The organism is Metabacillus sp. KUDC1714 (assembly GCF_014217835.1).
In the GTDB taxonomy this organism is placed as follows: Bacteria; Bacillota; Bacilli; order Bacillales; family Bacillaceae; genus Metabacillus; species Metabacillus rhizosphaerae.
The window spans coordinates 1,416,378-1,429,171 of sequence record NZ_CP055263.1 but is presented as its reverse complement, the minus strand read 5'-3'; the positions used below and the strand labels follow the sequence as shown (position 1 = coordinate 1,429,171).

The following is a 12,794-nucleotide window of genomic DNA, read 5'->3' as shown; positions in this document are numbered from 1 at the left end:
TAGGTAGCAACTACATATGCAGGTGGGCGGTTAGCCACTTCCTTGAAGAAAGGAGGTGGTAAAATGGTGACGTATGAAGTATTGAATATGCTATTTCAATTCGGTATCTTTCTTGCAACTACTCTAGCAGCATTTGTTGCTATAATTGCACTTGTCACCAATAGAAAAAAGAAGTAACCGCCTAACCTCACGCCAAGTTTAGGTAGTTACTTCTTTTTTAAACACATCGAAACAGACTGCCGCTCATTTGCGGCATGTAGTGCGCTGATCTGATCAGGTGGATCCTTCGCCTGATCTTTTTTATCTTAACTAAATTATAAGTAATTCATACATAATTATCAAGAGGGAGAGTGGATTTGCACAGGTAGAAACAAACACTAAAAACCTGAAACTTTCCCCTTCCTTATTCGTAATACTAAGATAGAACAAATTAGTTAAAATAAAGCCGAGGTGGATTCATGAGTTTTTTTAGTAAATTATTTGGCAAGAAAGTGAACACCCCTAAACCAGTAGTAGAACGGAATATGTTCAATCTGCAGCTCGATGACATTGTCACATATGATTTAGAGGATTATAAGGTTGTCGGAAAAATTAGTTATGATGACCATGGCTTCAAATGGCATGCTTATCAGCTTGAAGGGGTTTCTAGAACCATTTGGTTAAGTGTCGAAATGGATGATGAGCTTTATCTTGGAATTTATGAAAAAATAAAAATGAAGCTTCAAGAACCAATTCCTAAAAAACTTGAATATGACGGAACAGTGTATTACTTAGATGAATCAGGTTCTGCAAAAGTAACAGGAATTGGTCGAAATCAAAACATAAACGGTATGATTTGCGGGTACTATGACTATTGTGATGAAGAGGAAGAAAAATTCCTATCTGTTGAAATATGGGGCAGTGAAATTGAAGTAAGTGCAGGTTATGAAATTGAACAATATGAATTAAAAATAATCGCGAGTAAATAGGAGGAAAATTTGATGTTTAAATTATTTAAACGAGTAAAAACGGTTGTTGATTCTGAATTAAATGCGTTATTGGATAAGGCGGAAGATCCAGTAAAAATGCTTGAGCAATTTATGAGAGATATGGAATCAGATATTCGTGATGCGGAAACAGCAGTCGCGAAACAAATTGCCAATGAAAAAATGCTGCAAAAGAAATATGAGGACGCAACAAAAATGGTCGAAAAGCGTGATGAACAAGCAATCAAGGCAATTGAAGCAGGAAATGATGACCTTGCTAGACGTGCCTTAGAGGATAAAAAGATTCACAGTCAAACAGCTGACACATTAAAGGAGTCTTATGATCGTGCTAAGCTTGACTCAGATTCGGTAAGAAAGAAATTAGATGAAATGAAAGCTGAATACTACCAAATGAAATTGAAAAAAGATTCGTTAAAGGCTCGTGCAGAATCCGCGAAAACAAGAACAAAAATGAATCGCACCTTGTCTGGAATTGGCAGTGATGATTCAAAAAGAGGCTTTGAACGAATGGAGGAAAAAGTCCTTCAATATGAAGCAGAGGCTGAAACTAGTGAAGATATGAGATCCTCAAATAGAAGCTTAGATGACGACTTTGCGGCATTAGAAAAAAATGATGTTGATGATGAACTAGCAGCATTAAAAAGAAAATTAGGAAAAGAATAGGCAAAAAGTGAATGGGACTTCCAAGGGCTATTCCTATAGAACGGTTTTTGGATGTCCTCATTAATAGATTGTCGTGAAAGAAGGTGAGGTAATGAAAAAACCACTTCTTTTTGTTATGCTGTCTTTTATTCTCCTGTTGTCAGCTTGTGGGAGTGGAGGCCAGGGCTCAACAAGTGGGTCAATTTTTAAAGATGGAATTGCTGAATTTATTAGTACGAATTATATCTTTCAAGATGCTGTGAAGAGTCAAGCGAGGTCTGAAGACATTTCGGAAATTTATCTTGCTGAAGATAAATCCATCGATGAGGTTGCTAAGGAATTACAAGCGCATGAAAAGCCAAAAGAAGTCAGTGAGAAAAAAGACAACAAACAGGTACTCATCTATCAGGATTCGTTCGTAATCTTAACAAATGATGAAAATAACTCCCAAAATACAATGGTTGAAATTGCTACACACAACTTTGTACGTGACAATTACAATCCAGACTTTTTTGACGGGTTATTTGTCCTTTGGCTTCTAGATGATATATTAGATGTCGATGATTGGGGAAAGAAACAACGAAATAAGTGTACATCAAACAATGAAGATTGTTACCGAGGCTATGGTACATCTGGTGGATACTATAAAGGTTCAGGCACTTCTTCGACTGTCAGAGGTGGAACATCTTCTGTTCGAGGCGGCGGACCTGGTTCTGGAAAATAAACAAGAAGGGAAGATATAATATGGAGCCATTTATCTTAACGGCTGTTTACTTTGTTGTAGCAATTGCAATCGTATTAATTGGTTTAACAATATTTGAATTTATGACAAAGAAATATAAAGACTGGGATGAGGTTTTAAATGATAATCACGCTGTGTCCCTTTCTATTGGTGGTAAGATCATTGGAATTTGTATTATTCTAGCATTCTCAATTTATCACAGCGCTAGTGTTTTAGACACGATTATTTGGGGTGCATTTGGGATTCTACTTCAAATGATCGCCTACTTATTATTTGAGCTCTTTACAAGAAAATTTTCTGTCGAAGAACAACTTCAAAAAGGGAATATATCTGTAGGGATTATTAGTATGTGTGTATCAATTGGATTAGCATTTGTTATTGGAGCATCCATTACGTAAAGATTTTTAACAAGGAGACCATTGTGTGATTGAACATCCTATAAAACAAAGCAAAGCCATTTATTGGGCGTCAGGAATTGTATCTGTATGTGGAATTATATTTGAAGTATTATTTGGTGCAGCTGGCTCCTATTTACTTGGTGATGGTGTAAAACAATACACCCTCACCATTTCTCTTTTTTTAACTGGTATGGGAATTGGCGCCTCCATTAGTGAGAAGGTAACGAAAAATTTGATTTTGTCATTTGTTTGGATCGAATATTTAATCGGGATCATTGCTGGCTTCTCGACATTTTTACTATTTGGGGTTTCAGCCTTTCTAAGTGATGGTATGGACGGCTTCTTTCTTTACTTTATTACCTTGGTTGTTGGTGCTTTAACAGGTGTAGAGTTGCCAATTTTAATCAGAAAGGCAAATGAGATTGGCGTCACAGTGAAAAAAAGTACAGCAAGAGTGCTGTTTTCTGATTATGCTGGCGGATTAATTGGTGGACTTCTCTTTGTCTATCTATTAAGGCCTGAATTTGGTCTTGTCAAAACAGCGTTTTTAGTAGCGATAATAAATGTTGGTGTTGCGTTATGGATTTTAGTTTATTTTAAACGTGAAATCAGAACTTTTAAACGCCATTTTGTCGCCGGAATTGTGATTTTCCTTCTGCTTATCGTTGGAGTGCTTTTTGGCGAAGAAACAGCCTTTACATTTGAACAAAAGTTGTACAGAGATCCAATTATTTATACCGAGCAAACAGATTATCAGCAAATAATATTAACAAAGGAACAAGGTGATTTACGGTTATTTCTTGATGGGCAGCTACAATTTAGTTCAAGTGATGAATACCGCTATCATGAAGCACTCGTACATCCGGCAATGGCTACTGCTGAGAGAAAAGAAAACATTCTCATCCTCGGTGGTGGAGACGGTTTAGCACTTAGGGAATTGCAAAAATATGATGAAGTCAAATCAATGACACTTGTTGATTTAGACCCAAAAGTCGTTGAGATCGGCAAAACAAATCGAGATGTTGTAACCCTAAATGAGCATTCATATGAGGATGCACGTGTACAGGTGATTAACCAGGATGCCTTCCAGTTTCTAAAAAACAAGCAAACCTTTTATGATGTCATACTTGTTGATTTACCTGACCCAAATAATGAGTCATTAAACAAGCTGTATACGCTTGAATTTTATCAACTTTTACGAAATCATCTCACCCCAGGCGGATCGATTATGATTCAAGCGACAAGTCCAACCTTTGCAACCGAGGTATATTGGTCGATTAACCAAACAGTCCAAGCAGCAAATCTACATACTGAGAATTTACATGTCGATGTTCCGAGCTTTGGTGATTGGGGTTTTGTCTTAGCGAAAAGAGAAGCAGTTAAACTTGAAGAAGCTGACATTACAGTTGAGACGAAGTTTTTAACCAAAGAGGTACTTAGTGGGCTTACAACGTTTGGAAAAGATATTGATAAAGAGATACTTGATGAAAAGGGAAATCCGGTCCCACTTGAAACCAATACGTTAACAAGGCCGACGATTATTGAGAAGTATGAGAAGGCATGGAAGAGTTATTGATTGGGGTGTCTTTATTAATAAAAAGGGAAGTAACTGTCTAAACTTTAAACTTGAGTTGGACAGTTACTTTTTTTGCATTCTCGAACTGTATTCAGACGGATTTCGTGTAGTATGTTTAGGGTGGGGTATTTCTACACCTAACCATCTGTTGCTTTTGTCTAGGTTACTGATTAGTAGTGGTACCTTTATACTATGCGTAATTCAACCAATAACCAGTTGTCAAAACTTAATCAAAATATTTTCAATTATCGACAAATTTCGGGTGGTGACAGGCACGCAACATGCTAAAATGAATACACCAAAGGAATATATCTACAAAGGGGAACAGTAAAGTAATGACATATGAAATGAAAGTACTGAATGGACTTTTCCGACCAGGCACTAGTCTTTATCAATTACAAAGAGCAGAAGCAATGACAGGTGTTATTCCTAAATTGTTATTGCTTTATCTAGTAGCGTTAATTAGTTTTGCGGTAAGTACATATTTTGGAATTGGAGCAGAGACATACTCGGGGACCATTACGGACCAAACCAAAGCGGAGTTTGAAGCAGGGAAGCTGTTATTGTTCGGTGGGAAACTTGCTTCAAGCGTTTTGTATACCACGCTTTTTATTTGGTTGGGTGCACTTTTTTTCTGGATCATGCTTGAAATCTCTTACATTAAAGCAGTGATTGTTCAGATGTTTGTGTTTACCGTTCACTTATTTGAACAGGCAATCACAGTTCCAATTCTTGTATTCTTTGATTTAAATCAAGTAAGTAATCCCTTTTCATTTGGGGTCATTAGCCAGTATTTGTTCAAAAATGAGTTTTGGCAGCATTTTTTCGGGGCAATTACTCTATTTCACTTTCTAGCAATCTCAGTTCTTTTCTATTACTTGAAAAATCTTTCTGATAAAAATAAGTATGGTACGCTCACTGTCATTGTTTTATTTTATCTGATGATCTGGATGTTAACAGCATTGATGGCGTATGTAGAGGTACCCGTTATCGTGAGGAGGGTGCTGTGATGAAAAAGTGGATTATCATTTCGTTAACAGCTGTTTCATTAGGGTTTATTGCCTTAAACGGGTATTTAATTGTAAAAAAGGATAGCAAGGTTCAGCATACCGTTTACGTTGAAGATTGGGCACGTGTTGCAAAAGACGATGTTGTCGAAACATTTGATACAGAGGGCGTTATGATGCCTCAAGAAGAGTATAAAATTTACTTTCATGAAGCAGATAAAGAATTTCAACGTTTCCTTGTCAAAGAAGGAGATGTAGTAACGGCAGGAACACCATTATTTGAGTATATCACTCCTGAACTCGATAAGCTGAGGGAAACACTTGAAGCTGAAAAGCTGCAGGCTGAGGGAGAAATAACAGGTATTGACGATTACATTAGCACATTACTAGATTATCAAGCTAGCATCCCTGATCCTTCCTCTGAAGTACAAGAGGTTGCTGCACTTGGACTTGAAGAAGGCTTAAAAATTGAGGTTGATAAACATGCATCCTCCGAGATGATTATTAGTGCAATTGATCAAGAAATCTATAAACAAGAGCTCGAAAAAAGTAAGCTTGAAGAAGAAGTGTACAAGTATGATAGTCAATTAAGCACGATCGATGAACAAAGCGGCACAGCGATGATCGTAAGTGAAACAGATGGGATTGTCAAAGAAGTTAATGAAAAGCTCGGTAACCCAGTCATAACCATTGTTTCCGATGTCCTTTCTGTAGAAGGATTGCTTACAGAATCCCAATTAAAAAAAGCTGAAACGGGCATGAAGTTTTCCGCTGATATTAATGGAGAGAAAAAGAAGCTTGAAGGAACACTTGCGAAAATCAATCCTTATCCAGCAAAAGAGCCAGAGGTCAATAAAGACAATCACTACCAATTTGAAGGGAATCTTACCGAACAATCTGAAACACTCGCCATAGGCTCAAATGCAACTGTTTCATTTGTGACAGCGGAGGCAATCGGTGTCTTAACAGTTCCTGAAAAGGCGATTCAGAAAGGCAAGAAATCTTATGTCTATCAATTAAATGGAAATGGTCTCATCACAAAAAAAACGGTACAAACTGGGTTAGGCTTTAATGGAATCAAAGAAATTACCAATGGTGTTGAAGTGAAAGAAATCATGATGGTTTCTCCAGAAAAGGTGCCAAAAAACAATGCTCATTTTGTTACAGAAATGAAGCCTACAAGAATAAAAAAGGCAGCTTTTAAAGAGTTCTCAACGCGTGATAAGTGGGAAGCATTTTTAATTGGGTTGATTGAGAAATAAGGGATTTTTAAGCAGGATTATCATGGGTATATACTAAGGATAAGTGCAGTTTATTAACGGGTTCTGTGCCCTATCAAAATAGTAATAATGTAAACAAAAATGACTATCAAATTGTAAACTAATTTGATAGTCATTTTTTTATTGATAGATCAAGTTTTTTCAGAATTAGTGCTTAATTGTGTACAAGAAAATGTTTGTTATCATTTTAGCTCCTTATGCTGGTGGTCTTGGTGGGGAAATTAGTCAATTAGAGAGTGACTTGATTGCCGTATTCGTTTGGGTTCTTTCCGTATTTGTTGCTAATTATATGCATCAAAGATCTATAAGAGGACCTTTTGAGACCATCTTAAGAAAGAAATCGACAATTTAATAAACCAAAATGGAGAAAAAGCTGAAGACCTAACTGGTTATCTCCAGCTTATCTTTGTTCAACGAACGGGAGGTTACTTGAAAAGAAAATAATAAAATGTTATTTTCCGTTAAGTGATACAATGAAATTATTAACTTAAAATGGGGTCAAAAAATGAATAAAAATCTATTGTCTTTTTCTATTATTTTCTTAGGAATATGCTTACTTTTAGGTTCTTGGTTAATTTTACAGTCTTTAAAATCTGAAGAAGTTAATACAACACAGGTAGAACAATTTAGGTATGAGTTAATCTCACCAAATGATAGTAATATCATAATATTTGATAAGAAAAGTGGAGAGTATTGGCGGAAGTTTATTGAACCTAATGAGGGTCCGACAGATTGGGAGAAACAAAAATCACCAATTTCTACATCATCATCAAAATAAAGATATTGTTGTGCTGAAATATTTTCTAATCTGATTAACCTTATAATACGAACGGGTGCGATTGTTTCATAAAGTAGTCGTTTTTTAATCAACTAAAGAAGCAGTAATCTTTTAATAATGTAGTTAATAAATTCAGGTATAAATAACGATCACCTTGGGAAACTACAAAATAAAAGAAGGTGGGTTTATTTTGTTAAATAAAGTTGTACTTTGGACGATTCTAATTGTTCCATGGTTCACATTATTCTTTTTAAAGAAGGAAGATATAAAACGTTTTATGCCTGTTGCGATATTAGCTGCTTTTCTTATGGTTCTTTATAACTTGATAGCTCACAATCAAAAACACTGGATCATTAAAGAAACAATTTTACCATGGTTTAAGCCTGCATTTGTTCCAGGGGTATTAGGTGCTTTTTTAGTTGTAACTATATGGATATTTCACTTTACATATGGAATATTCTGGATTTATTTAGTGACTAATATTGTACTTGATTTTATGTTTGCAATTTTCCCTGTTCATTTTTTACTTCAGGAAAAATTAGGGATTTATCAATTGGTTACCATAACTCCTTGGGGTCGTTATGGTATTTTTGTCGCACTTGCAATTGTTCTTTATGGCTACCACTTTTGGCAAGAGGAAGTGTTTAAGCCCTCTTAATAAAGAAAGCGAACAAACATAATTATTTGTTTTATACACAGGAATTGGAAACTACCATATCCTGACCAGTTTGAAGAGAGTGATTTTGAAGAAAGCACACGAATTTAGGAGGAAAATAAGGTTATTTAACTTTACATTATCTTGAAATGAAAATAATCAGTTGAAGAACCCCTTAAACAAAAAAATTGTTCTCTTTTGTTGTTTAAGGGAGTTATTGTAATAGAATTCTTATTAAACTCTTAGGCCATGATACTATATATAAATACCATATTCTTGAATAACTAACGAAAGTACACTTGTCATAAGAAAGAGCCTATCAAGGTAAGCTCTTTCTTATTTTCCTTTTAATAACCAAAAACCAATTAATATAATTGTGATACCAACCCCTGTTCGCCAATTAGGAATTTCTTTTAAGAATATATATCCAATTGCGACACTAACTAGTAACTAGACAAGGATAAATGCATGCTTGAGCCGTATGTGCTGAAAGGCACACGTGCGGTTCTTAGGGGGGAAGGGGATAGCGATATCCCTGACCTACCCGACAAAAGGGAGAGATAACTTCAAACCCTTACCTATCTGTATCAATAATATATACCTAATTTTACTAAGAATATTTTTTGAAAAAAGCATCTTGAAGAATAAAAAAAGTATGTTTAAAGGATACTAATGTATAAATTATACCTTGTGAGGTTCTTATGATTAGTAAAAGAAAAGTTTTATCATTTTGTACATTAGTTATCCCTTGGTTAACTACACCATTGCTAGGGAAAAATTCATTTGTTCGCTTTCTTCCAGTCGCAACTTTTATTGGTTATACCTTTAGTTTTTTAAGCGAAATAGCTGATAGACGTAAGTGGTGGAAAGTGAAAAATGCTTTATTTCCAAACTATCGTTTAGATTTCTCTTACCTTTTAGGCTTATTTTTCATAACAACTATTTGGGTGTTTAAATTAACATACGGTAGCTTTATAAAGTACTTAACATTAAACATGGTACTCGATTATCTTCTTGCATTCCCTATCGTAAAATTTTTCACTTAAGTAGGAGTATTCAAATTCAAGAAAATGCAACCTAAACATTTTTACATATTGTCAGTTGTAACAGCAATCGTTATTTATTTTTATCAACTATTAGTGGAACGAACTATTATTAAAGAGGTAAATAAATATTAAAAGAAGTGTTTGGGTTAAAAATAGAACCAAGCATAATTAAAGAATAGTCCTTGTTTCACTAACGGGGCATTTAGTTGAGTAAAGGATTTTGCTGCAACTCTTTTTTTATTGGTGAGTGGAACAAGAGAGATTATATTCCATCTCTCTTTATTGTCGTATTTGAAGAAAATTGCGACATGAGTAATTGTTTATATTTCATCTAATCATGGTGGGGTAAAATTATCTTCTTATAATTTTTAAGTGAATCGGTAATAAGAAAGAAAAAGCGATTATAAAAACAATGAGAGAAAAAGCCGTATTCCATCCTTTGTATTTCATGTATCCAAAATAAATCATTCCGGTATCAATCATAAATGATAATACAGTGAAAAGGATAGTTAATCTCCATTTATTTTCTTTAGTAAAGTAATTTAGAAATAAAATGGCAATAGATGTTGGTATAAACGTATACGAGAGTATATCTCCAATTCCAGTCCGAATAGGATCACCTAAATCTATTAGATCAAATGCCCTAGCGATAATGGAATCGCTTATCCAAGTACCAAGTCCTACGATACCAAAAGTAATATACATTTCTTTCCAAGAAATGTTTTTCTTTGGAATTAATAATGCTGTTATTGCTAATAAAATACTCACTGTAAGGGGGAACCAAAGACCTTTTGCCCCTAAGTTTAAATTATGTATAAATTTATCCATAGGTATTCTCCTTTTGTGGACATAATCACCAAATCTGTCATAAGAAAAATATATTTTTTTAGTTGTTGTTAGATATCTTTGCTCAAGAGGTATCGTATTATTCAATTGAAAAGTGTCGCAGTTCGCACAAATTGTTGAACTGATTCAGCCTTGTTCAACTGAAGGAGCAGGTTAGTTGAAGAAGAAATTTCCTTTTCTATGAAAGGTAGGTGTGCTATTACTTGTCTGGCAACGTTCATTTAGTTAACGAATAAGATATATGGTTACTATTTCAATGAACAAAAAGCGCATTCCTATATTGATTTATAGAAATGCTGCTTTTTGAATTGTTATTTTATTATTTAAATATGACTAGTCATGAATAGCCATTAAGGTGTGAAACGTTTTGCTTCACTCTCTTCTGGGTAAACTAACCCATTTGGTATATAGCTAATAAGTTCGATTAACATTCCCCAAGGTGCACGACCATATACAAAATGTCCTGTTCCATCTTCAACATCTCCTAACAATTCGCCAGGATCATTTAATAGTTCTCCGCCTGCTTCAACGAAACGATTAGCAGCTTCTTTTATGTCATCCACATAGAAGCCAAAATGTTGAACACCGTAATCAGAAGCAATAGACGGTTGTCGTTGATCAGTATCTACGAATTTAAATAGTTCAATACTAGCACTATTTTCGAACGAAAGTATACGCATATGGACAACCCTTGTTCCTTTTTTGATGCCTAATGTTTTTTCTACATCGGGTCCGGCTAAAGGTTCATCTTCTAATTTTTTATTATCATAAGCAATTTTAGCGTCAAAAGCTTTTTTAAAGAAAACTGTAGCTTCTTCGATATCGGGTACTGTTACTCCAATATGGTCAATGCCTCGTGTAATGTTTGTCATGTTGTAAAATCTCCTTTGTTAAACGTTTGATTAGTATCAGTCTTGTTTTGAAAGCGTATACACACATTCTGAAACAAGACTATAGCGTTTTTTAGGAAAGAAATGTTTTTGAAACGTTATCGAATTGCTCTCTCGTACTGTACAGGAGGTGTTACTGTTCTAGCTACTACTTTTATAGCATGCAAACCCCAATATGGGTCATTTAACATTCCTCTAGCTACAGCTACAAGATCTGCATCTCCATTTGCAAGTGTAGCTTCTGCTACCTGTGCGTCACTTAAGTTACCTACTGCAATAACAGGAATATTTAATGCTTCTTTGAATGCACGTGCAAAAGGTACTTGATAACCCGGATGATTTGCTGGCTTTAATTCGCCTGGAGGTCCTTCTCCACCACTTGAAATATGGAACATATCGACACCGGCTTTTTTAAATTCTTTAGCCATTTCAATAGCATGTTCAATCTTATAACCGCCATCTATATATTCAATAGCTGACATTCTCATAATAAGGGGCATGTCCTTTGGCATAATACTGCGCACAGCTTGAACAACTTCCACTCCAAATCTAGATAGGTCTTGACCATACTCATCAGTGCGATTGTTAATAGCTGGTGATAGAAATTGATGCATTAAATAGCCATGTGCACCGTGAAGTTCAATTGTGTCAAAGCCAGCTTCAACAGCTCGACGTGCAGCTTCCTTAAATTGAACTACTGTTTTTTTTACTTCTTCTGTTGTCAAAGCTCTTGGAGGTTTTAACTCTCCATTTTTGCTTTCCTCTGGTAAAGGTTCCACTGCGATCTCTGAGGGACCTACTGGTTGATTTGCATCTTCAGCTTTTCGACCAGCATGTGCAATTTGAATACCAATTTTTGCTCCATATTTATGAACTTCATTGACAATTCTTTTATAAGCAGGAATTTGTTCGTCTGACCACAACCCTAAATCTCCATTTGTAATACGACCCTCAGGATCAACACTTGTCATTTCAACGATGATAAGTCCTGTTCCACCTACTGCTCTTGAAACATAATGAACAAAGTGCCAGTTGTTTGGCGTACCATCCTGTTTATCTACTGAATATTGACACATAGGTGCCATCACGATTCTGTTTTTAAGTTCTAACCCTTTTATGGTAAAAGGAGTTGGTAAAGTTGCCATAAAAATCACTTCCTTTATTTAATTGTTTGCGCAAGCAACTAAATTATTGTTATATTGCTTGCGCATGCAAGTAATATAATCCAATCCTATATATTTGTCAAACATTCAGTATGGTAGATGAAAAATTAGAAAACATAACACATGACATGTTATAGTGATTTTATATTTAGTTGTAAAGTAGGGTGAATTATTTGAAGAATTCTGATCATATAGTTGATTCATGGGTTAATTATGCCAAGTTTTTTTCTAGATTACAAAGTAGTATTGATTATACGTTACAACAGCAATACCAATTAAGTTTAAACGAATTTTATTTTCTGTACTACCTTTCCAAAGCAGATAGTAAGACACTAAGATTGACTCAACTTCAACCTAAAGTTGGTCTTAGTCTTAGTGCAATATCTAGGCTGGTAACACGCATGGAAAGTTATCAAAATAACCAAATTGTAAAGAAATCCACATATTTAGAAGATAAACGGAGTAGCACTGTTATGCTAACAAATGAAGGAGAGGAATTGCTTGCTTTAGTTGAGGTGACGTTAAACGATAAATTACGCGGATTTTTAACAGATAGTGACTTAGAACACATACTTAAAATTGCAAATGAATAAACATTAGATAGCTGTTTTAGTTTACTTCAGTGGACATTCCTGTATTAAATGAAGTGGAAAGCTTTCTTTAGTTTATGGTGAAATCTATTTCAACTAAAGGGTGCTTTTTTCAAAGATCCAACTGCAAATGCTGGGTTTTTTCTTATATAACAAACAAGGCAGCATTCCTGTAATACAAGAAACTGTTAAAAG

Annotated in this window: 16 protein-coding genes; 13 read left to right on the top strand and 3 right to left on the bottom strand. The window is 34.9% G+C overall.

The window, feature by feature from the left end; translation table 11 throughout:
- The first annotated feature begins 63 nt into the window (after positions 1-63).
- The 12 genes from HUW50_RS26820 to HUW50_RS06880 all read left to right on the top strand — a co-directional run bounded on the left by HUW50_RS26820 (position 64) and on the right by HUW50_RS06880 (position 9,110).
- Complete coding sequence (locus HUW50_RS26820) at positions 64-177, top strand: putative holin-like toxin (RefSeq protein ID WP_221629145.1); 114 nt, start codon at positions 64-66, stop codon at positions 175-177.
- A 281-nt stretch (positions 178-458) separates the two neighbouring features.
- Positions 459-968 (top strand): DUF4178 domain-containing protein, encoded by a 510-nt coding sequence (locus HUW50_RS06930; protein WP_066329455.1) that lies wholly within the window; start codon positions 459-461, stop codon positions 966-968.
- Positions 969-980: 12 nt separating this feature from the next.
- A complete protein-coding gene (locus HUW50_RS06925; protein WP_066329454.1) occupies positions 981-1,649 on the top strand; it encodes a PspA/IM30 family protein in 669 nt (222 codons plus the stop codon).
- A 91-nt stretch (positions 1,650-1,740) separates the two neighbouring features.
- A complete protein-coding gene (locus tag HUW50_RS06920) occupies positions 1,741-2,352 on the top strand; it encodes a DUF4247 domain-containing protein (protein WP_066329451.1) in 612 nt (203 codons plus the stop codon).
- Between the two features lie 20 nt (positions 2,353-2,372).
- Complete coding sequence (locus tag HUW50_RS06915; protein WP_066329449.1) at positions 2,373-2,768, top strand: DUF350 domain-containing protein; 396 nt, start codon at positions 2,373-2,375, stop codon at positions 2,766-2,768.
- 25 nt (positions 2,769-2,793) lie between these two features.
- Positions 2,794-4,344, top strand: a complete 1,551-nt coding sequence (locus tag HUW50_RS06910; RefSeq protein WP_066329443.1) for a polyamine aminopropyltransferase — start codon at positions 2,794-2,796, stop codon at positions 4,342-4,344.
- Positions 4,345-4,679: 335 nt separating this feature from the next.
- Positions 4,680-5,354, top strand: coding sequence for a hypothetical protein (locus tag HUW50_RS06905; RefSeq protein WP_066329441.1), 675 nt, complete (start codon positions 4,680-4,682; stop codon positions 5,352-5,354).
- Complete coding sequence (locus tag HUW50_RS06900) at positions 5,354-6,613, top strand: efflux RND transporter periplasmic adaptor subunit (RefSeq protein ID WP_066329436.1); 1,260 nt, start codon at positions 5,354-5,356, stop codon at positions 6,611-6,613. The genes HUW50_RS06905 and HUW50_RS06900 overlap by 1 nt, the downstream gene beginning before the upstream one ends.
- Positions 6,614-6,803: 190 nt before the next feature.
- On the top strand, positions 6,804-6,983 hold the full coding sequence (locus HUW50_RS06895) for a DUF418 domain-containing protein (RefSeq protein WP_066329434.1): 180 nt from the start codon (positions 6,804-6,806) through the stop codon (positions 6,981-6,983).
- A gap of 153 nt (positions 6,984-7,136) precedes the next feature.
- Entirely contained in the window at positions 7,137-7,409 is a 273-nt protein-coding gene (locus tag HUW50_RS06890; RefSeq protein ID WP_066329433.1) for a hypothetical protein, read from the top strand.
- A gap of 190 nt (positions 7,410-7,599) precedes the next feature.
- The gene (locus tag HUW50_RS06885) at positions 7,600-8,067 is read left to right on the top strand and encodes a hypothetical protein (RefSeq protein ID WP_066329431.1); all 468 of its coding nucleotides are present in this window, start codon (positions 7,600-7,602) and stop codon (positions 8,065-8,067) included.
- Between the two features lie 698 nt (positions 8,068-8,765).
- Positions 8,766-9,110, top strand: coding sequence for a hypothetical protein (locus tag HUW50_RS06880; protein WP_232328998.1), 345 nt, complete (start codon positions 8,766-8,768; stop codon positions 9,108-9,110).
- Between the two features lie 351 nt (positions 9,111-9,461).
- Here the strand turns inward: HUW50_RS06880 and HUW50_RS06875 are convergent, their stop codons facing one another.
- From HUW50_RS06875 to HUW50_RS06865, 3 genes are all read right to left on the bottom strand, one after another.
- Complete coding sequence (locus HUW50_RS06875; protein WP_066329428.1) at positions 9,462-9,938, bottom strand: hypothetical protein; 477 nt, start codon at positions 9,936-9,938, stop codon at positions 9,462-9,464.
- Positions 9,939-10,306: 368 nt separating this feature from the next.
- On the bottom strand, positions 10,307-10,828 hold the full coding sequence (locus HUW50_RS06870; RefSeq protein ID WP_066329426.1) for a VOC family protein: 522 nt from the start codon (positions 10,826-10,828) through the stop codon (positions 10,307-10,309).
- 116 nt (positions 10,829-10,944) lie between these two features.
- Positions 10,945-11,991, bottom strand: a complete 1,047-nt coding sequence (locus HUW50_RS06865; protein ID WP_066329425.1) for an NADH:flavin oxidoreductase/NADH oxidase — start codon at positions 11,989-11,991, stop codon at positions 10,945-10,947.
- 191 nt (positions 11,992-12,182) lie between these two features.
- Between HUW50_RS06865 and HUW50_RS06860 the strand changes: the two genes are divergently transcribed.
- Entirely contained in the window at positions 12,183-12,602 is a 420-nt protein-coding gene (locus HUW50_RS06860) for a MarR family winged helix-turn-helix transcriptional regulator (RefSeq protein WP_066329422.1), read from the top strand.
- Positions 12,603-12,794: the final 192 nt, after the last annotated feature.